This is a genomic window from Wolbachia endosymbiont (group A) of Ophion costatus, assembly GCF_963969245.1.
GTDB lineage: Bacteria > Pseudomonadota > Alphaproteobacteria > Rickettsiales > Anaplasmataceae > Wolbachia > Wolbachia pipientis.
In genome coordinates this window covers 902,398-921,913 of record NZ_OZ017714.1, presented here as the reverse complement: position 1 = coordinate 921,913, position 19,516 = coordinate 902,398, and the positions used below count along the sequence as shown (strand labels likewise).

The 19,516-nt window shown below is 34.5% G+C and carries 19 protein-coding genes and 1 pseudogene; 12 read left to right on the top strand and 8 right to left on the bottom strand.

What is annotated here, in order from left to right; all coding sequences use genetic code 11:
- Positions 1 to 264: 264 nt before the first annotated feature.
- Positions 265 to 417: a hypothetical protein gene (locus AACH21_RS04525; protein WP_338482299.1), complete on the bottom strand. Its 153-nt coding sequence runs from the start codon at positions 415 to 417 to the stop codon at positions 265 to 267.
- Positions 418 to 450: 33 nt separating this feature from the next.
- Between AACH21_RS04525 and AACH21_RS04520 the strand changes: the two genes are divergently transcribed.
- The 3 genes from AACH21_RS04520 to AACH21_RS04510 all read left to right on the top strand — a co-directional run bounded on the left by AACH21_RS04520 (position 451) and on the right by AACH21_RS04510 (position 2,199).
- Positions 451 to 780 (top strand): transposase, encoded by a 330-nt coding sequence (locus AACH21_RS04520; protein WP_338482297.1) that lies wholly within the window; start codon positions 451 to 453, stop codon positions 778 to 780.
- A 122-nt stretch (positions 781 to 902) separates the two neighbouring features.
- Positions 903 to 1,391 (top strand): transposase, encoded by a 489-nt coding sequence (locus AACH21_RS04515; RefSeq protein ID WP_338482296.1) that lies wholly within the window; start codon positions 903 to 905, stop codon positions 1,389 to 1,391.
- Positions 1,392 to 1,695: 304 nt separating this feature from the next.
- Positions 1,696 to 2,199: a protein-disulfide reductase DsbD domain-containing protein gene (locus AACH21_RS04510; protein ID WP_015589109.1), complete on the top strand. Its 504-nt coding sequence runs from the start codon at positions 1,696 to 1,698 to the stop codon at positions 2,197 to 2,199.
- 265 nt (positions 2,200 to 2,464) lie between these two features.
- Here AACH21_RS04510 and AACH21_RS04505 read toward each other — a convergent pair whose 3' ends face one another.
- The gene (locus AACH21_RS04505; protein WP_338482294.1) at positions 2,465 to 3,100 is read right to left on the bottom strand and encodes a transposase; all 636 of its coding nucleotides are present in this window, start codon (positions 3,098 to 3,100) and stop codon (positions 2,465 to 2,467) included.
- Positions 3,084 to 3,413, bottom strand: coding sequence for a transposase (locus AACH21_RS04500; RefSeq protein WP_007548762.1), 330 nt, complete (start codon positions 3,411 to 3,413; stop codon positions 3,084 to 3,086). Before AACH21_RS04500 ends, AACH21_RS04505 begins: the two co-directional genes overlap by 17 nt.
- 711 nt (positions 3,414 to 4,124) lie before the next feature.
- Between AACH21_RS04500 and AACH21_RS04495 the strand changes: the two genes are divergently transcribed.
- From AACH21_RS04495 to AACH21_RS04480, 4 genes are all read left to right on the top strand, one after another.
- Positions 4,125 to 5,468 carry an alanine:cation symporter family protein gene (locus AACH21_RS04495; RefSeq protein ID WP_038198671.1) on the top strand — a complete coding sequence of 448 codons (1,344 nt, stop codon included), beginning with the start codon at positions 4,125 to 4,127 and terminating at the stop codon, positions 5,466 to 5,468.
- A gap of 35 nt (positions 5,469 to 5,503) precedes the next feature.
- Positions 5,504 to 5,662, top strand: a complete 159-nt coding sequence (locus tag AACH21_RS04490; RefSeq protein ID WP_153296804.1) for a hypothetical protein — start codon at positions 5,504 to 5,506, stop codon at positions 5,660 to 5,662.
- 139 nt (positions 5,663 to 5,801) lie between these two features.
- Positions 5,802 to 7,184: an IS66-like element ISWen3 family transposase gene (locus AACH21_RS04485; RefSeq protein ID WP_007548562.1), complete on the top strand. Its 1,383-nt coding sequence runs from the start codon at positions 5,802 to 5,804 to the stop codon at positions 7,182 to 7,184.
- Between the two features lie 120 nt (positions 7,185 to 7,304).
- Positions 7,305 to 9,983 (top strand): hypothetical protein, encoded by a 2,679-nt coding sequence (locus AACH21_RS04480; protein ID WP_338482292.1) that lies wholly within the window; start codon positions 7,305 to 7,307, stop codon positions 9,981 to 9,983.
- Here the strand turns inward: AACH21_RS04480 and AACH21_RS04475 are convergent.
- The 4 genes from AACH21_RS04475 to AACH21_RS04460 form a co-directional block, all read right to left on the bottom strand.
- A complete protein-coding gene (locus AACH21_RS04475) occupies positions 9,975 to 10,571 on the bottom strand; it encodes a Maf family nucleotide pyrophosphatase (protein WP_338482290.1) in 597 nt (198 codons plus the stop codon). The genes AACH21_RS04480 and AACH21_RS04475 overlap by 9 nt on opposite strands.
- Positions 10,549 to 10,812 (bottom strand): translation initiation factor IF-1, encoded by a 264-nt coding sequence (gene infA, locus AACH21_RS04470; RefSeq protein ID WP_007550159.1) that lies wholly within the window; start codon positions 10,810 to 10,812, stop codon positions 10,549 to 10,551. Before infA ends, AACH21_RS04475 begins: the two co-directional genes overlap by 23 nt.
- A 112-nt stretch (positions 10,813 to 10,924) precedes the next feature.
- Entirely contained in the window at positions 10,925 to 11,725 is an 801-nt protein-coding gene (locus tag AACH21_RS04465) for a hypothetical protein (protein ID WP_338482289.1), read from the bottom strand.
- A gap of 13 nt (positions 11,726 to 11,738) precedes the next feature.
- On the bottom strand, positions 11,739 to 13,364 hold the full coding sequence (locus tag AACH21_RS04460) for a hypothetical protein (RefSeq protein ID WP_338482288.1): 1,626 nt from the start codon (positions 13,362 to 13,364) through the stop codon (positions 11,739 to 11,741).
- Between the two features lie 217 nt (positions 13,365 to 13,581).
- Here AACH21_RS04460 and AACH21_RS04455 point away from each other — a divergent pair, with 217 nt between their 5' ends.
- Positions 13,582 to 14,532, top strand: a complete 951-nt coding sequence (locus tag AACH21_RS04455; protein WP_338482286.1) for an IS481 family transposase — start codon at positions 13,582 to 13,584, stop codon at positions 14,530 to 14,532.
- On the opposite strand, the pseudogene AACH21_RS04450 reads toward AACH21_RS04455, so the two are convergent.
- Positions 14,530 to 15,423 (bottom strand): annotated as a pseudogene (locus tag AACH21_RS04450) (MFS transporter); the annotation flags it as partial. The gene AACH21_RS04455 and the pseudogene AACH21_RS04450 sit on opposite strands and share 3 nt — an antisense overlap.
- A gap of 463 nt (positions 15,424 to 15,886) precedes the next feature.
- Here AACH21_RS04450 and AACH21_RS04445 point away from each other — a divergent pair.
- The 4 genes from AACH21_RS04445 (at position 15,887) to rmuC (ending at position 19,511) form a co-directional block, all read left to right on the top strand.
- Positions 15,887 to 16,816: an AEC family transporter gene (locus AACH21_RS04445; protein WP_006279391.1), complete on the top strand. Its 930-nt coding sequence runs from the start codon at positions 15,887 to 15,889 to the stop codon at positions 16,814 to 16,816.
- 209 nt (positions 16,817 to 17,025) lie between these two features.
- Positions 17,026 to 17,160 (top strand): IS3 family transposase, encoded by a 135-nt coding sequence (locus AACH21_RS04440; protein ID WP_007548354.1) that lies wholly within the window; start codon positions 17,026 to 17,028, stop codon positions 17,158 to 17,160.
- Between the two features lie 592 nt (positions 17,161 to 17,752).
- On the top strand, positions 17,753 to 17,923 hold the full coding sequence (locus tag AACH21_RS07140) for a DDE-type integrase/transposase/recombinase (protein ID WP_080717647.1): 171 nt from the start codon (positions 17,753 to 17,755) through the stop codon (positions 17,921 to 17,923).
- Positions 17,924 to 18,179: 256 nt separating this feature from the next.
- A complete protein-coding gene (gene rmuC, locus AACH21_RS04435) occupies positions 18,180 to 19,511 on the top strand; it encodes a DNA recombination protein RmuC (protein ID WP_077188164.1) in 1,332 nt (443 codons plus the stop codon).
- Positions 19,512 to 19,516 lie beyond the last annotated feature (5 nt).

Sequence of the window (19,516 nt, the reverse complement as noted above, 5' to 3'; positions counted from 1 at the left end):
TAAAGATAAAAAAGGTGGAGAATATCAGTAGCTTATTATTCTGGTATTTATAACAAGAACGGTCAGTGAATACCTAAATTTGAGTAAAAGAAATTTCACTACCACTCACTAATCCGGCTAAAATTCAAGAATTTCAATGCTTTAGCTATTTTCAATAGAATTAAATTTATTAATATAAATAACAAGTTACTATTCTTAAATTTGATCAGATTGATTGCAAAAAAAACAAGATTTTCAATAAGTTGCTTATAATCCTAATTATAGTTAGCCTTTCATAAGTAGCGATGCAACAAAGCCCACTGGAATCCAGCTTTTAATCGAAAATGTTGTATAGTGCACAATCAATTTTTCTGGATCCCAGTGGGCTTTGTTGCATCGCTCAAGTGAAAAGAACTGGCAGTTACTGACAAAATTCATTATAAATAGCCATTTAACTGTTGAAGAAAAAATATGCCACAAAAAATGAGAGTCAGTAACTGCCATGAATATAACAAATTTCTCCAAGAAAGAGGAAGCATTTTTTGTTATACCAATGACGCCATAGAAAATTGGTACGAGAATTGTCCAAAAATGCAGGGCGGCAACTATATTTATAGTGATAAAGTTGTGATTTTGGTGCATATAATCGTCAGTTTCTTTAGAATTGGTTTAAGACAAACAGTCGGGTTTATAAAAGGGTATTTGCAACAAATAGGAAGAGATTTGGCAGTTATCAGCTATTCACAAGCATCAAGAAGGTTTAAGAAACTTAATATTAAGATAAATGATTGCAGAAAATAATATGGAAGATATCGAAATTGCTATAGACAGTACAGGAATTAGTATATACAACAACACACAGCAAGGAAAATAGCACTGACAGAAAATATCGTGGCTATGAGCAAACGAGAAAATTGCACGTAATGTTGAATATAAACAACAAAAAAGCCATAGCTGTAAAATACAGTAACGGTGTCTACTCTGATCACTATGGAGCTTGTGATTTGCTAAAAGAAGTTGATTTTCAGCATGCCATAAAAGCACTATATGCAGATAGAGCATGTGATAGGCACAAGTTTTATAAGTTGTGTAACGAATATGATATAAAGACAAAAATTCCACCAATAAACAATGCGGCAGAACATCCAGAAATAGATTATATGTCTGACAGGAATGCTGCTATTAGGTTAATAAAATTATACGGTGAAGATGGCATGAAAGAATGGAAAAAAGAAGTAAATTATGGGAAAAGATCTTATATTGAAGGGTTTTTCTCAAGATTAAAGCAAATATTCGGATTTAGTTTTAGGAATAAATCTGAGATAAATCGAGAAAAAGAACTGCTAATCAAATGCTATTTGCTTAATAAATTCACTGATATTGGTATGGCTAAATTTGAGATAGTTATATGAATTTACCATAAATCACCATCTCATAAAGTGTGATGCAACAAAGCCATCCCAGTGTCAAGCACTGGGATGACACCCTCCTTATGGGCCAAAATCACAATGTTCGTACAGTTGTGGATTCATTCGCGGTATCTCGGCATAGATTCCGCTAACAAGTAGCGGAATGACGAATTTGTCGTTTTTTAGATTGTTGTAAGTCAGTTTAGCTATAGCATAATGCTATATTAATAAATAATCTATATAATGCTATTAAATGTAATAATTAAAATCTAAATCACTTTCTCTATAAAAGGAGAAATTTACCTTAATGAAAATATATATATATTTAATATTATTTTTATTTTTTTCTTGCGCTCAACTATATGCTGACGAGGAAATTGCAAAATTTGATTTACTTATTGGCGAGATAAATGAAGCAAGCTTCACTCTTAAAGGTGCAATAAAGGTTACAGTAGAACCAGGCTGGCACATATATTATAAAGATCCTGGAGATTTTGGCCTTCCCACGTCTATTAGTTACAAAGGTAATGCATCAGATATAAATATTCACTGGCCTATTCCAAAGGAACATAAAGATAAAGTAGGGAGAGAGACGTTTGTAAGTAACGTATATGAGGATATGGTATTATTTCCCTTTAAGATGAATATATTTTTAAATCAAGGGTATATTGACCTTAACTTCCATATAAATTATGCGATATGTAAAGATAGGTGCATCCCTAAAAATGTTGAGATAAAAATCAGGCAACCATTAAAGGATTTTATAGATTCTGATATCAATAAACTTATAAATGAGTGGTATGAAAAATAGAGTTCTCATGGGGTAGGTGTCATTCCAGCGCGTGACACTGGAATCTCATTTACTTTTTTGTTCACTATGTGAGGAACTTGGGCCTACAAGTATATAAACATAATGGTTTCGCATAAAAAATTTAGATCCCAGTGTCACGCACTAACTGTACGAACATTGAGATATAAGAGTAATTTGTACCAAGAAAAAAGATGTCATCCCAGTGCTTGACACTGGGATGGCTTTGTTGCATCGCTCTTCGGATAGTAGGTAACGTACAATAAATTCATGAAGCTATCTCAAACTTAGCCATGCCTATTTCAGTAAATTTGTTAAGCAAATAACACTTGAGTAGCAGTTCCTTCTCACGATTAATTTCAGATTTGCTCCTAAAACTAAACCCAAATATTCGCTTCAACCTTGAGAAAAATCCTTCAATATACGATCTTTTTCCGTAATTTACTTCTTCTTTCCATCTTTTTATACCATTCTCACCATGTAATTTCATTAACTGAATAGCGGCATTTCTATCAAGCATATAATCCAATTTTGGATGCTCTGCTGCGTTGTTTTTCGGAGGAATTTTCGTTTTTATACCATATTGATTACACAGCTTATAGAGCTTTTCTCTGTCATATGCCCTATCTGCATATAGTACTTTTATGACATACTGAAAATCGACTTCTTTTAGCAAATCACAAGCTCCATAGTGATCAGAGTAGACACCGTTACTGTATTTTACAGCTATGGCTTTTTTGCTGTTTGTATTCAACATTACATGCAATTTTCTTGTCTGTTCATAGCTGCGATACTTTCTATCTTCGCTATTTTTTTTGCTATGACCAGGAGTGTTGTTGTATATACTAATTCCTGTACTGTCTATAGCAATTTCGATATCTTCCATATTATTTTCTGCAATCATTGATCTTAATATTGAGTTTCTTAAACCTTCTTGATGATTGTGAATAGCTGATAACTTGCAAATTTTTCCCAATTTGCTCAAGGTATCCTGCTATAAACCCAACTGTTTGCCTCAGGCCTATTCTAAATAAACAAGTTATTATGTGCACCAAAATTACAACTTTATCGCTATAAATATTGTTGCCACCTGGTATTTTTGGACCATTCTCGTACCACTTTTCTATGGCTTCGTTGATATAATGAAAAATATTTCCTCTTTTTTCTAGAAATTTGTTATATTCGCTATGGTTACTGACCCTCATTTTTTGTGGCATATTTTTTCTTTCAAGGTTAAATGGCTATTTTATAATGAATTTTGTCAGTAATCACTAATTTTTCTGCTGCTATGCAACAAAGCCCACTGGGATCCAGATTGGACACTAAGTTGGTGAGTATAAAAGTAGCTAACCTTATGTTAAAACACAATATTTTTGGTGAGGGGTTGCATTAAAAGCTGGATTCCAGTGGGCTTTGTTGCATCGCTAGCTATGATGGATTAAAGATAAAAAAGATAGGGAATATCAGTAGCTTATTATTCTGGTATTTATAACAAGAACGGTCAATGAATACCTAAATTTGAGTAAAAGAAATTTCACTACCATTTACCAATCCGGCTAAAATTCAAGAATTTCAATGCTTTAGCTATTTTCAATAGAATTAAATTTATTAATATAAATAACAAATTACTATTCTTAAATTTGATCAGATTGATTGCAAAAAAACAAGATTTTCAATAGGTTACTTATAATCCTAACTATAGTTAGCCTTTCATAAGTAGCGATGCAACAAAGCCATTCCAGTGTCAAGCACTGGAATGACATCGTCTTAACATTGTACCATATTACAATGTTCGTACAGTTATGTGTCACGCTACTTGGATGACAAGAAAAGGTTTCTAGAATGACGGAAACGAAGTCATACATAGAAAATAGGTTAGGTATTTTCAATTTTTGTTGTATACTCAAATAAAGATCTCACTTTTACAGATGGATACAGTAAAGTTTGTTTTATTACTGCCAACAATATTACTCATGCTAGTTGCTGGTGTTTACCTATCGATTAAACTAAAATGGCTACAGGTATTTAGATTACCATACGCCCTTTCACTCCTTGGAGCTAAAAAAGGAGAAAATAAATTTTCTTCTATAGCCGCTCTGTTTACAATTTTAGGGGGAAATTTAGGAGTAGGAAATATTTCAGGAACTGCTGTTGCTCTAAAAACCGGAGGACCGGGCTCTATTTTATGGATGGCAATAATTATTGTTATCACTTCTGTGATAAAATATGTCACTTGTTATCTAAGTATAAAAACCAGAAAGGAAAAGAACGAAAGGTTTATAGGTGGCCCTGTAGCCTACATGACTGATGCGTTTAACTCTAGGAAGGCCACAATTGTCTTTCTAGTTATCATGATGATGGTTTCAATAACAGTTGGTAACCTTGTTCAGGTAAATTCTCTATCAATACCACTTAATATGATAGATGTGCCTGTAGTTGTTGGTGGCATTGTAATGGCCATAATATTTTTTGTTGTTGCAGCTCTCAGCTTAAAAAAAATTAAAATTTTTATATCGGCTATGATACCGATAATGACGGTAAGTTACCTCACACTTTGCGGTATCATATTATTTAAATTTAGTGAAAATATTCTTCCTTCTCTAAAACTAATAACAAGCAGTTTTTTTACAACCAGTAGCTTTAACTCTGGTTTATCTCTAGGTTTGATTCTAGAAATGTTGACTATTATTCAAGTCGGAACTTTGCGAGGTATTTTTGCAACAGATATAGGGCTTGGCCTTGAAGGAATCGTACATTCTTCAATTGTTCCTAAGAAAAATAATAATAAATTTATTATTGAGCAGAGTCTAATTACGATAATATCGCCTTTTATAGTTGCGTTTATAGTGTTTATTACAACAATGGTACTGCTTGTCACAGATTCTTGGGTCACTGATTTAGAGAGCACTAACATGTGCATATTTGCTTTTAGAAAGGCAATGAATTGGCCTTATATTGACTATTTAATTATGGCCATAATGTTTTGTTTTGCTTTTACTACTATTTTTACTTGGTTTTTTTGCTCAAAACAGACAATACGCTATGTGTCTATGGATAATAAATACACTAAAATCTGGATTGTAATTTTTACCATGATCATTCCGCTTGGTGCGATAGGTAAAGTCCGGTTGCTATGGGATGTTGCTGATATCTCGATTGCTGCTTTGTTGTTTATCAACATACTCGCTATACTCAAGCTAACCTCTCAAGATCCAGAAGTGTTTACTATGAGTAGCAGATATTTGAAGTTGCAAAAACAGAGCTATAGCTAAAGCAATTTAGGCTATGCAGCTGTTGTGATATAAGAGTGATTTCCGCCAAGAAGGATGTCATCCCAGTGCCCAGACACTGGGATCCAGGAATCTTGATTGGCACTAAGTTAGTGAGCATAAAAGTAGCTAATCTTATGTTAAAACACAACATTTTTGATGGGGTTCGTGAAAGGCTGGATTCCAGACTGGAATGACAACTTAAATCGTTTGATGTTACCATAAAATAGCTTGTGTCATCACATTAGTAACACAACCGTATCCGTTCAGCGGAGTGGCAGAATAAGGTAGACAAGGTGATCTAAGAAGATAATCATAGAGCAAAAGTGAAGTAATATGGTAAACCTTTTAGAACTTTGCAAAAATTTACAGCAAAAAATAGAAAGGTTAGAAGCAAAAATAGAAAGATTGGAAAAAGAGAATGAAAGTTTAAAAGCAGAAAATAAGGCTTTAAAGATAGAAAATGCTGAGTTAAGAGAAAGACTCGGTTTAAGCTCAAAAAATTCATCAATACCAAGTTCCAAAGAGTTGTATAAAATAAAAAAGAATAAGCCGAAAAGCGAAAGGAATATTGGCGGTCAGGTTGGTCATAAAGGAAGTTTTCGCGCCAACATGGATGCAGATAAAGTAGTAAAGATAGAGTTGCCTAATACTTGCGAATGCGGAGGAGAAATTGCAATATGTGAAAAACCATATATTCATCAGAAAGTTGATCTTCCAGAAATCAAGCCTTATGTAGTGGAATATCAGTTAGAACATGGCCGTTGTCGGAGATGCGGAAAGAGAAGAAGTAGCAAGTTACCGGAAGGTGTTACGCCAGATACATTTGGTCCAAGGGTTAAGTCAATAATTGCAGCGTTCAGCGGATTCTACAAAAATTCAAAACGCGAAATAGCGAGTGTCGTAAATGATATCTTCAATTTGAACATAAGCGTCGGTAGCATATCAAATAGTGAACATAGAGTTGCTTCAAAATGCAAAAAAATGTATGAGCAGATCGAACAAGAGATAAGTAGGAGTAAAGTTCTACATATTGATGAAACGAGCCATTATAACAAAGGTAAACTCGCTTGGTGTTGGATGTTTGCAAGCAATACGGCAAGTTTTGTAAAATTTACAGAGTCAAGAGGAATGAAAGTTTTACAAAATAGTAAATTCTGCAATCGCAATAGCTTGGTAATAACTGACAGGTATGCAGCATACAATTATTTTGCCGATAAAAACAGGCAAATCTGTTGGGCACATTTATCAAGAGATTTTGAAAGATTAGCACATAGTTGGAATATTGAAGTTAAAGTTCTGGGTTGTTACTTGAGAAACGTGGCCACTGAATTATTTGCACTAAAAAAAGCTTTACTAAAAAGTGAGATAGATGTTTTGAGGTTTGTCAGACGTGCCAGAAAATTAAGAAAACGTACAAAGTATTACTTGAAGGAGATATCTCGTTTACCTGAAGCAATTGGAGCCTCTCGAGTTGCAAAAAATGTTCTGAGATCTGAAAGAATGATGTGGAAATTTTTAGATGACCCAGAAAATATTCCGCTGACAAATAACCACGCTGAACGGCAAATTCGGCATTATGTCGTTTATCGCAAAAACTCATATTTTACACAATCAAAGCGGGGAAATACATTCCTTGAGCGGATAATTTCATTATACTTAACTTGGAAACAAAGGGGTCTCAATCCTTTCCAAAATCTCCTATCTATTGTTTCTTAAACCACTCTCCTGAACGGATACACACAACCTTCCTTAATAAAAATTCAACCAATGCTTGTGATAATTATATTAGCTAGTATTAGCTAGAACTAAAGGCAGAGGGTTATTAGTGAGGGATATATGGGCACTAACGATACACAACAAGAACACATTTATAATGAGCGCATTCAAGAAATTTTTCCTTTATTTGATAAAATAAAAAAGGAAGACGACCCAATTTATAATGCTAGAGTTGATTTTAACACAGTAAAGTTCTTAACAAAACACGCCAACTGGAATTGGGACGAAGAAGAAAACAAAGATAAAGCATATGGAGTTATTCTTCAGAAATGCAACAAGACAAAGAAAGCTGGACAAGACCTTGAAAGTGAAGTTAAAGAAAGGTTGAAAGAGTATGTTGATGATGTTGCAGGAGTTTCAATATACGGTAATCACGCAAGTATTACGCTGGGAAATAACAAAAAAGAGTTTAAAATCAGCGAATTTTTAAACAGTGATTTTTGTGAGAAGAATGAAATCTCTGGATTTTCAACATTGCATAGTGATGGAAAGAGCGGAATGCATGGTTTTGTTGCCGAGGAAGAAGGGAAAAAAATAAGACATTATGTCGTAACTGATGGTTCATATGAAATGACTTTAAAGTGGTATGCGGAGGGGAAGGAATGTAAGATCAAAATTAAGATTGATGCTAACGGTGTAGACCTTGTTAAAGGTGATGATTTTTCTCTAGAACGGTTAGAAGTAAACAGAGATGTAAAAATAGGTGGTTTATTCTTGCATGAAATACAATTCAGGGAGAAAGGACAAGGAAAAGCGAATGAGATGCAACATAATAAAGACAGTAACGAGCTATCATCTGAAACTACAACAAGAATTGATGTTAATAGAGGTGTTAGCGTTCAAGCTACTGATATAACTCAAAAAAAAGAAGACCACCATTCACATTTTGGACTACAATCTAACAGCAGAAGGCAGTCTTACGATAGCGGAATTGGAAAAGATTTTGACGATAAAATTAATTCTCAGGAGGCTAAAGAAAAGCGTGAGCTTAGACAAGCAGCACGAGAAGCAAATTCGGGAGGTCAAGTTTATAACCTACAATCGCTTTTTGAGGAGAATCCTCAGAACAAAAAAACTCCTCCGCCACTTCCACCTAGAACTAGTTCACTACCACCTAAAAAAGGTGTTTTCGATGAGCAAGGGGGAGCCAAATCTGGAAGCCAAAAACCAGATGACTTGCGCGAAAATGAGCAAACACCTAATAATCAGCAAAAAGGTGCAACTTCTGATTCTTCAGATAGTTCTACTTTCACCAAGTCTGTAAGCCACAATCAAGATAATAGGCAAGAAGATGAACGGTATGACAATCCTACATTTGGACATGCTGTACCTGGAAGCCAAAAACCAGATAGAAGTGAGCAAACACCTAATGATCAGCAACAACCTAAAACCCAGCAACAAGAAGGAAATAGCAAAGGCGATCTGTTACAAGACATCAGAAATTTCAAGAAAAACAACTTACGGCACATTGATGTTGATGATAGAAAAGCATCAATTGCAGGAAGTAGAAAAAATAACCCATCACCGTTAGAGACATTAAAGGACATAATTCCTTATTCATCTTCTCCAGATAACAGTGATAACCAAGATGCTAGTGATGCTAAGTGGAAAGAAAGTGAACAGCCGCTCTCTGCTACAGCACTCAATAATAAAAGTGACTCGGGCTATTCATCTCCAACTCATGACAATAATGAACAATCTCAAGTAAATCCTGAACAGTTAAAGAAGAGCTTAGAGAACATTGAACAAAGTGATCAAACTCCACCTGAAAATCTTCTTAAAGAAATCAGAGATAGATCACAGCAGGATAATAGAGGATTAAGGCAAGTTGATCCTACTGATAAACTGTCACAAGATAAAGAAGATGGATTGCAAAAAGACGATTTAGCAGATGTAAAAATAGTGGAAGGTCCAACTGTTAGTGTCTCTGCTTCAACACCAAATAGTATAAGTGATTCAGGCTATATATCTCCAACTAATAGTGATAGTAAATCTCAAACAGATTTAAAACAGGTAGGAAGGAAATTAGAAGAACATATTAGACAAAGTAATCTAACTCTATTTGAAGAACTTAAAAATACATTAGGTCAAGAAAATCTCGGGTTAAAACCAGCTGATCAGAGTCAGATTAGCGAAGAAACTAAAAAACGCTTGAGAGAAGTTGGGTTGCTAAAAGACAGCTCAACAGACATAAAAGCAAACGATTCGGGCTATTCATCTCCAACTCATGACAATAATGAACAATCTCAAGTAAATCCTGAACAGTTAAAGAAGAGCTTAGAAAACATTGAACCAAAAGAAATCGGAGATACGAGTGAGTTAAAAGGAGCATTGGGAAACCCGGATAAAGGGTTAAGAGAACCGGCACAACAGGCTACTAAAGAAAATATTCCTAAAGATTCATTCTCAGAAAACATTTTAGAAAAGATAGGAGAAGGTAAACAATATGACCCTATACGTAAGTGGTTAGAAAAAACAGTGGCAGAACGAGAAAATAATGACACTAATCCAACTGTAGATAAAAATAGCGAACTATATAAATTACTAGAGAAAGATGAAGCACAACTGAAAGCTGGAGTAATAGAAGAAGAAAGAGGAGATACTTTAACAGAACACACTGATGGTTATGATCGCAATAGAATTGCATTAGCTAACAGAAATAAAAGACCACTAGATTGGGCTAAACAGGTTGCTGAGTCACAACAAAAAAAAGATACTAATAAAGGTATTTCAATATAAATTGAAGTTAAAATAATTGCTTAGCAAACAATAGGTTTCATGTAATGGTAACCCTATAACGGAAGAGTAGGAGCCGCGTAAGAACAATACGAACACTCCAGCTAGGCCTTGTATATTGCATCCCCCCGCCCTATTTTTCCACTCTTCTGATGCTAAATAATACTTAATTTCTTGTTCACTGAGACGTTTAAATTTCACTATTGTAACCACAGTCCTGATATGTTGTTTAGATTGATCGGGAGTTAATAGACATACACTGGTGTATACTCTATGCCTTCTTCCTGATAACAAGTGGATACATTTTTCTGCTTGCTCAACGTTTTCAGCTTTGAGCAATATCCTTCTACCACAAGCAACAACTGTATCAACACCAAGCACAAAGTAATTTGGATTTGAGCTTTGTATTTTCTCCGCTTTACTTTTTGCCATACGGATTGAGTAATCCTTCGGAAGTTCCTTTTTTAAAGGGGCTTCATCTATATCTGCTGGCAAAATTAAACCTGGCTCAATGTTTATTTGTTTTAGTAAAGCTATACGCCTTTTCGATGATGAAGCAAGAATAAGATTATTTAGAGATCGTTCTGTCACTTGTACCTTTAAGCCTTCTAATGATCCTACCCTTTCTCGCATTCCTATCGTAAATGCTCATCTCAACTAACACCCTATCCCCTATAATGATGCGTATTTTACTTCTTCTCACTTTCCCTGATACATGACAGATAATCTCATGTTCATTGTCCAGTTTCACTCTAAATTCTGCTGCAGGTAGTAAAGCAGTTACTGCCCCTTCCACTTCAAAAATTGTTTTCGATTTCTCGTCTTTTATCATATGTTATATTATAATTTAATAATCTTTTTTAGTCTACTATAGATTTTAAATTATTATCAACACAAAAGACCTTTTGCGCCCCACTTAAGTTGCAACTTAACCCCAACCATCTTCACAATGATACCCTACCTACGTTTCTACTCTCTGCCACCTTCTCAATAGAACTTATAGGACTTATGTTGAAAGATAAATCATTATCACAATTTTCTTCATCGCTATCAAGTCCACTATCAACGCTTAAAGATCTGAGTAATGTTGTCTTCTCTCTCAGTGGAACATAAGACTCATTATCAACGCTTGAAGATTTGGATAACCTTTTCTTCTGTCGTGGAGCATTACCAGACTCATTAGAAATTTCTCCCGTTAATTGATTGTTGAAGCTCCTTTGTTCATCAGCACGAATTTTTTCTTCCAGTCCATCAAGCATTCCTACCAATTCATCACCCCATTCATTTTCTTCTTCTAATAATTGTTTACACTTTTCTTTCTCACGCTCTAGCTCGTTTCTTAACTCTTCGACTTTATCTTCATCTTTAGTGAGTTCAAGTGTAAGCACCTTATCTCCTGGAAATTCCTCGTACTCGTTTTCTAGCTCTTCAATGTTGAGTTTTAGTCTCTCTTCTCCAAGTGTATCTTGTAAATTGCTATCCTGCCTATCTGATTCTTTAATCTTTTGCCCAATTTCTACTTGTACCTTATATTCCTGATCTAATTCTCTTAGCTGATCTTTCAAGCGCTCTTTCTGCTGGCGTCGTTCAACCATTATCTGTTCCGCATCTTCTCGTGCTTGATTTAGCTCTTTTTCCAAATTCTTCTTTCCTGCATTAACAATTTTCAGCTCTTCCTTTAGCTTTCTTTTTTCTTCATATACACCTTTAAGTTCTTGTGCTTTCCTTTGTAGCTCTTTTAACACACCTGCTAATTCTTCATTTTTTTTGTGCCAGTTCAGTTTGCAATTCCGTGTTTTTTTGCTCCTCTTTTTCAAACCTGTCTTGTAAATTGCTATTCTGCTTCTCTAACTTTACAATTGTTTGATTAGCTTCTGCTTGGGTTGTTTCTAGTTTCTCCTGTAGTCGCTGATTTTCTTGTATTAATTCATGGTGCTTTTTATTTATCACTTGCAACCCTGCTTCTATTTCTTGCTTCAATTCAACAGCTTCTTTTTTCAAATTTGACATTTCTTGCTTCAATTCAACGTTTTTTTCGGACAGCATCTGATTATTTAAAATCAATTCATCCATTTGTTGTGAAGCAAATTCTGTCTGAGTTCCAGTGTGCTGTAAATTGACTTCCGTTTTAGTTTCAATTTGTTGTGAAGCAACTTCTGTTTGAGTTTCAGTGTGTTGTAAATTGACTTCCGTTTGAGTTGATGCATTGCTATTAATAGAAGGAGGAAGGCTATTGTCAGCATCAACTTTAGGGTCTAATTCCCCCTCTGGTTCCTCGCGATAGGCCGCTATAGACTCATTTTGAAAATTATTATTAGCAGTAGGTACAACATCAGCAGCCTTACCTTTTTCTAGTACAGCATCATATAAGGAGAGACCTTGAATATATAATTCATCGTTTTGCTTTATTAATTCTAAGATCTCATCCGATAGCACAAAATCTTCATCATTAAATTTTAGTACTTCAGTTATGCCATCGCTACTCACATTCATAATCATGGTACACATTTCGGATCCATCCTTTACAGGCCAAGTGCTTTTCATTTCATAATATGCGCCCTCTTTAAATTCATAATATCTTTCCTTACCTTTCCGATGAGCGTGTATTTCATGTTTTTTATTGCAATAGATATTCAGCTCTTTAATATCTTTCTCTTGCTGTAAAATGTCACTAATCCTGGTTGGCTCACTTCTATTGTAATTAATAGAGTTGATATTCAAAACTCTATAAGCGTTATCAGTTTCTGTGTAATAAGCTTGAAGCTCTACGCCTTTCCTTCCAAGATATTTACTTGCAGCTTTTTTTCCCTGCTCTGCCAACTTTATGCATTTATCTATATCTTTCTTAAAGCTCTTATTAGCAGACTCTGTTACTGCTTTATCTATGTACGTTTTTTTAAAATCTCTATCATTTATTAGGTCATAAAAACTCCACTCATCTCTATAAGCCTTCTGTATAGCAGTGAAGTCACTTTCTTCTTTCAAAAGCATTAAGAAGCTTACCTTGTCTTCTAGGTCTTTTAGTTTAAAGCCTGTTATTATCTTCTCTAATTGAGAAAAATTTTCAGCAGGATTATTTAAATTTTTTAACTCTTTGTATAATTTATTATTTTCTGCAATTGAGCGGCAGAACTTTATTATAGCAGAGTCCTTAGTGAAAGAATTGTCTTTTTCCATTTTATTGATACAGTCCTTGAGGGATGTAAAATGCGATTCAAGCCATGACGAATATAGATCGTATTCATAAGATGCCAACAAGCAATGTATTGCATTCCAAGCACATGATGCTACCCTTATAACTGATTCAACATCATAATTCTCTGACTGATTACTTGTTTTTCCTGCCTCTGCTGTTTTTTCTTCCTTAGCCAAACTTCCAGTCATAGTACGCCTCCTTAACTATATTTATATTATACCAATTAACATATATTAAAAGAAATCAAACTGTATAACCTCGTCCTACACTAACTTTTATGATTACTTAATTGTGTAAAAATAACTACAAGTGTTAAACTTGAGCTTTTATTTTTCATTATACATTTCTTAGATGTATGGTCCCAGAGAGTGATGGTATACTATCATCATCATTTAAGGAGTCATTATGGGACAGATATTACATGGGTGCGCCAAAACAACACAGACGATTCGTAGAGCAATACAAAATAGAAAAGAGAGCATAGCAAAACTCTCCAAGCATTATAACCTTAATCCAAAAACTATTATTAAGTGGAGAAAACGTTCATTTACGAAAGATGCTGATATGGGTCCAAAGCATCCAAGATCAACTGTTTTAACGCTAGAAGAGGAAGCTATAATAGTTACATTTCGCAAGTATACACTACTGCCACTAGATGATTGCCTTTACGCTCTGCAGTCTACAATTCCGCATTTGACTCGCTCTAGCTTGCATCGTTGTTTACAAAGACACAACATTAGCAGATTACCAACTGTTGATGGAGAAGTTAAGTCAAAAAAGAAATTCAAACAATATCCTATCGGTTACTTTCATATTGATATTGCTGAAGTTAGAACTGAGGAGGGCAAATTACATTTGTTTGTTGCTATTGATAGGACATCCAAATTTACCTATGTTGAGTTGTGTAACAGTGCTACAAAACCCATAGCTGCTGAGTTCTTACGTAATTTGATTAGAATTTTACCGTATAAAATCCATACTATTTTGACAGGTAACGGTATACAATTTACAAACCAGAAGCGTCATAAGTATGCTTTCCAACATATATTTGATAGAGTTTGCGAAGAGAATGTTATTGAACATCGTTTGACAAAAGTTAGCCATCCTTGGACGAATGGGCAAGTCGAGCGTATGAATAAAACTTTAAAGGATGCTACAGTTAAGAAGTATTACTATCAATCGCACCAGCAACTTAAAGAACACCTTTATAACTTTGTTATGGCTTATAATTATGCAAAGAGACTCAAAACTCTTAAGGGTCTTACTCCTTATGAATTTATATGTTATCAGTGGACACAGTCTCCAGAATTATTTATACTAAATCCACACCATCACACTCTGGGACCATACATCTAAGTAGAAAGAGTGGGGTACAATTATACTGAATATTACAAGCAATAGAGACCCAATAGCACCCACGCTCGTACCAGAAATTACACACTTTATTGCTCCAAGTTTCTGCAAGATTTTGCCAGCAAATAGACTGATGAGTGAGAAGCACCCAACTATTGCACCTTGATGTAGTGCATAAATAGTGCTAGATAAACCAAAAGTCTTCATATACAGAAAAGGTCCACAAGTAATGAATGACATATACGCAGCAGAAAAGAGGCTTGACATCAAAGACAACGTAACAAACCTCGGACTAGATAGTAGTTTTCTGTAATCTTTCATCATTTTTTTCAAACTGAAAATATCGCGGTCCTTTTTTGTTTCTGGTAACGCTAAAAGCAGCAAAACCCAAGAGATTAAACAAAGTATTGCAACAGTTGCATAATTACCACGCCATCCTACAATTTCATTGATGAAACTGCCTAACACTGGCGCAATTGCCATGACAACTGTAAGAACAGAATTCATGATTCCAATAAATTTCACCGCTTCGTCGCCTTTGTAGCTGTCTGCAACGATTGCAAACACAACTACAGATGTGCTAACACCAATGCCCTGAACAAAGCGAGAGATTAAAAGCCAAAAAATCGACGGTGCAAAAACACAACCAACAGCGCCGATTAATAACAAAGTGTTACCTATGATCATAATTCTCCTTCTGCCATAGCATTCAGACAATGGACCAAAAAACAACCCTCCTATGCAAAAGCCTAGGAAATTATAAGCAATAGTTAATTGAATTATGCCTTCCGGTACGTTAAAATAGTGCACCATATAAGGAAAACTAGGTACGGAAATGTCAATTTCAATGAACTTGGCAATGAGAGACAGGATTAACAGAAATGGTAGTAACATTTGAGATTTTTAATTAATGAATAAAAATATCACATTTAAAGCGTTGAAAGAAAACATTTTTTACTGTTATTAAAATGGTTAGAAACACCTCATGTGAAGGAATGGTGGATAAATTGGACACTAGGGTTAATTAAAGAAAAATATGACAACTATGTTAAAGCTCTTACTCTCTGTCCTAACTTTACTTATTTCCTCTTACTTTTTCAACAGTCCGTCTAAATTACTACAAGCAGTTTAATTTTTAGTAAATATGTCATTATTCAAAAATATGCAAGAAGCTTTACAGAAACTTAACATAATTTTATCATACAAATGTCATTCTTAAGTCCTATGTAAAAACAAATTTTGGCACTAATTTAATTAACTATGAGCTGGATAAATTGGAAAATAAATTTTGTTTACTTTTACAACACCTTAAGATCTAATGTCACTTTATCAATCAAAAATATTACAATAGGCTAGTATGTTCCTTACTCTTTTTCTCAAAATATTACCTATTTATATTACAATATTTATTGGTTACTTAGCAGGAAAATATCTTAAAATTGATAGAAACACTATATCTCAAATACTTTTTTATATAGCTAATCCAATAGTGATTTTATATGGAGTCTCTCATACAGAAGTTAACTTAAAAGTAATTTCTCTGCCGATTTTGATATGGTTTATAGGTAGCACTATGTCCTTATCAGTGTATTATCTTTCTTCTTTTTTATTTAAGGATAACACAAGAAACATATTAGCATTTAGCTCGGGCAGCACAAGTATGGGTTATTTTGGCCTGCCGATTGCCATGGCTTTATTTGATGAAGATTCAGTATCTGTATATGTTGTTTGTTATATAGGAATGGCGCTATTTGAAAACAGCTTAGGATTTTACATAGCTGCAAATGGTATTTATACCGCAAAAGAATGCATATTAAAGTTGTTCAAACTTCCTTCGCTTTATGCGATGGTTCTGGGCTTCTTTTTAAGTATATACGATATACAAATACCTACTTTTTTAACAGATGTTATGATGAATATTAGAAGTACATTTGTCACATTAGGAATGGTGCTACTTGGAGTGAGCATTGCGAATATTGCAAGCTTTAAAATAGATTGGAAGCTTGCTTTGATCACTATTACAGCAAAGTACGTATTCTGGCCACTGTTTGTTTTAGGAATTGTCCTTTTAGACAAGCATGTTATAGGTATATACGATGAGAGCATATATAAAGCACTGATGTTGCTAGCTATTATTCCAGTTTCTGGGTCCAGTATAATACTTGCTAATATTTTGAATTATCAACCAGATAAAGCTACTCTATTGCTTCTAATCAGTACTGCAGTGGGACTGTTTTATGTTCCACTAATAATATCATTATTTTTTACTAAACTTGTTCCTTTTTGATCAAAAAATTAAGCGCTTGCACAACCATTATTTGGGTAACAACACAAGACATTGATAAAACTTGAATTTATAGCTAAAGCAACTTCTACAATTTGGTAACCCGTCATCCCGCTACTAGTTAACGCCGCGGCGGTAAATTGACCTTACCCAGAAAAAGTAGAGAGAAAGTTAAGACGTTTTTGGAGTAAAATAAAACGTTTTTTCAAAATATGACAAATAGAAGAGAATATACAGCAGAATTCAAATTAGAAGCTGTTAAGCTGGTTAAAGAAACAGGTCAAGCAAGTACAAAAATAGCAAAAGATCTAGGTATAGATGGCAGTATGTTAAGTAAGAAAATATGATGGAAAAATGTCTGGAGCATACGCATTTCCAGGCAAAGGCTCCTTATGACAAAGAAAGATTTGATCTAAAAAAGAGCTAATAAGAGAAAGAGACATCTTAAAAAAAGCCCTGGGCAAAGAAAAAGAGTAAAGTATTCTTTTATATAGAAATTGCTATAAAACACAGGAACTATGTAGGGTTTTGTACTGGTGGTATGGGTTGCTAAGGAAAAAAGCAGTAAAGAATTAGCAAAAGAAGGGCTTCTAGCAGATATTCAAAAAATACATCAAGCATTCTAAATGCAGATATGGAGCCCCTAAAATTCACGCTGAATTAAAAGCTTTAGGCAAAAATTAAAACAGTACAAAGTGTTATGCAAGAAAATGGCATTAAAACCAAGCTTAGACGAAGGTTCAAAAATAAAAAACAGCAAATAAGCAACCGAGTTGTGGCTCCGAACACATTGGATCAAAATTTTACTACTGATCAGCCAAATAAAGTTTGGGATTACCTACATAAAAACTAAAGAAGGTTGTTGGCGGCAATAATTGACCTATATTCACGCATGGTGGTTAATGAGTAACATGATAATTAGTTATAGATTCTTTATTGATGGCCGTTGATAAACGCAAACCCGATAAAAATCTGCTGTTACATAGCGATCAAGGGTCACAGTATACCTCTCAAAATTACCAATTTCTATTGAATACAAAAAACATCATTTCCAGCATGAGCCATAAGGGCTGTTGTTACGATAACTCTGTTGCAGAAAAGTTCACTTAAAAGGGAGCTGCTTATTGATACTTCTCGCTCAACAAACCAGAACTGCCATATTTGAATACATAGAAATCTTTTATAACAAATAACGTAGACATTCTACTATTAACTATTGCATTCCTGCACAATTTATTCTCATGATAAAAACGTCTTAACTTTCTCTCTGCTTTTTCTGGGTAAGGTCACCTCTTTAGGTGCTCCTTTTTTCTTTCTTATACACACAAAAATCATATAGAATTGTAAATACAGCTTTTTTATTCTGATGCTTTTCAATTCTATAGCTCTGGTTGTCTCTCTATTACTATTTTTCTACATTATCGTAAAAAAACTGAGCGAAAAGAAAGCAAACCTTGAGGGTAATTTATGTAAATTAGAGCAAGAACTTCAAGAAACAAAGCAAACTTTGCTTACGAAGAATGAAGAAATAGTTGATTTAAGGGTCAAAAGAGCAGAACTTGAAGTAACTCTGCAAAAAGAACGTGAGGAAAAGAAAAAGGAAATAGAATTACTAACAAAAGCAGAGGAGAGATTAACAAACACTTTTAAAGCGCTCTCTCTTGATGCTTTGCAAACAAATAACAATAATTTTCTGAACTTAGCAAAGGAAGTAATCGATAGTAAATTAAAAGAAACGGAAAGCGATTTCAAAAAAAGACAAGCAACGATCAACGAAGTTGTAACTCCAATAAAAGAAAAATTAGAAAAATTCGATAATGAAATACGTGAGCTAGAAAAGGAGAGGGTAGGGGCCTATGAAGGTTTAAAGGAGCAAATTGGAGCGCTGATGAACCAAACTTCCAACCTTGCTAATGCCCTGAGGAAACCTCACATTAGGGGCAAATGGGGTGAAATGCAACTCAAAAGAGTGGTAGAAATGGCAGGAATGATTGAGTATTGCGATTTTTTTACTCAGCCGTCAGTGATTGATAAAAACGAGGATAATTTATTGCGTCCTGATTTAATAATCAAAATGCCATCTGGAAAGCAAATAATAATAGATGCTAAAGTGCCGCTTGATTCTTACATGGATGCTATATCACAAAATGATTTGCAAATACAAAAGGAGAAATTAAAGAACCATTCCCTGGCAATAAAAAAACACATAAATGACTTGGGTAAAAAAGAGTATTGGAATCAATTTGAAAATACGCCAGAACTTGTGGTGCTTTTCTTAACAGGGGAGGGGGTTTTTAGCGCAGCACTGGAATATGAGCCTGCTTTGATAGAGATTGGAGTGGAAAAAAAAGTGATCATTGCAACACCGATCACTCTAATTGCGTTGCTGAGAGCAATAGCGTATGGATGGAAGCAAGAGATGATAGCTGAAAACGCAAAGAAAATCAGTGAACTAGGTCATATTTTATATGAGCGCATTTGCACAATGGGTGAAAACTTTGATAATTTGCGCAGGAGCTTAAAAAGTGCTGTTGATCATTATAATAAAACTGCTGGCTCTCTTGAAGCAAGGGTGTTTCCTGCTGCTCGAGAATTCAATAAGCTTGGTATACATGCAAAAAATAAAAGTTTAAGTGCTGCAAAGGAATTAGAGTCTTTACCACGCAGTTTACATACTGAGGAGCTGAAAGTAGATTAGGCATC

Excerpts from the sequence above, each read along its gene's own strand:
- AACH21_RS04495 (WP_038198671.1), top strand. The coding sequence starts at position 4,125 with ATGGATACAGTAAAGTTTGTTTTATTACTGCCAACAATATTACTCATG.
- AACH21_RS04455 (WP_338482286.1), top strand. The coding sequence starts at position 13,582 with ATGGGACAGATATTACATGGGTGCGCCAAAACAACACAGACGATTCGT.
- AACH21_RS04525 (WP_338482299.1), bottom strand. The coding sequence starts at position 417 with ATGAATTTTGTCAGTAACTGCCAGTTCTTTTCACTTGAGCGATGCAAC.
- AACH21_RS04505 (WP_338482294.1), bottom strand. The coding sequence starts at position 3,100 with ATGATTGCAGAAAATAATATGGAAGATATCGAAATTGCTATAGACAGT.
- AACH21_RS04500 (WP_007548762.1), bottom strand. The coding sequence starts at position 3,413 with ATGCCACAAAAAATGAGGGTCAGTAACCATAGCGAATATAACAAATTT.
- AACH21_RS04445 (WP_006279391.1), top strand. The coding sequence starts at position 15,887 with ATGTTCCTTACTCTTTTTCTCAAAATATTACCTATTTATATTACAATA.
- AACH21_RS04485 (WP_007548562.1), top strand. The coding sequence starts at position 5,802 with ATGGTAAACCTTTTAGAACTTTGCAAAAATTTACAGCAAAAAATAGAA.
- AACH21_RS04460 (WP_338482288.1), bottom strand. The coding sequence starts at position 13,364 with ATGACTGGAAGTTTGGCTAAGGAAGAAAAAACAGCAGAGGCAGGAAAA.
- infA (WP_007550159.1), bottom strand. The coding sequence starts at position 10,812 with ATGATAAAAGACGAGAAATCGAAAACAATTTTTGAAGTGGAAGGGGCA.
- AACH21_RS04480 (WP_338482292.1), top strand. The coding sequence starts at position 7,305 with ATGGGCACTAACGATACACAACAAGAACACATTTATAATGAGCGCATT.
- AACH21_RS04520 (WP_338482297.1), top strand. The coding sequence starts at position 451 with ATGCCACAAAAAATGAGAGTCAGTAACTGCCATGAATATAACAAATTT.
- AACH21_RS07140 (WP_080717647.1), top strand. The coding sequence starts at position 17,753 with ATGGCCGTTGATAAACGCAAACCCGATAAAAATCTGCTGTTACATAGC.
- AACH21_RS04515 (WP_338482296.1), top strand. The coding sequence starts at position 903 with ATGTTGAATATAAACAACAAAAAAGCCATAGCTGTAAAATACAGTAAC.
- rmuC (WP_077188164.1), top strand. The coding sequence starts at position 18,180 with ATGCTTTTCAATTCTATAGCTCTGGTTGTCTCTCTATTACTATTTTTC.
- AACH21_RS04510 (WP_015589109.1), top strand. The coding sequence starts at position 1,696 with ATGAAAATATATATATATTTAATATTATTTTTATTTTTTTCTTGCGCT.
- AACH21_RS04440 (WP_007548354.1), top strand. The coding sequence starts at position 17,026 with ATGACAAATAGAAGAGAATATACAGCAGAATTCAAATTAGAAGCTGTT.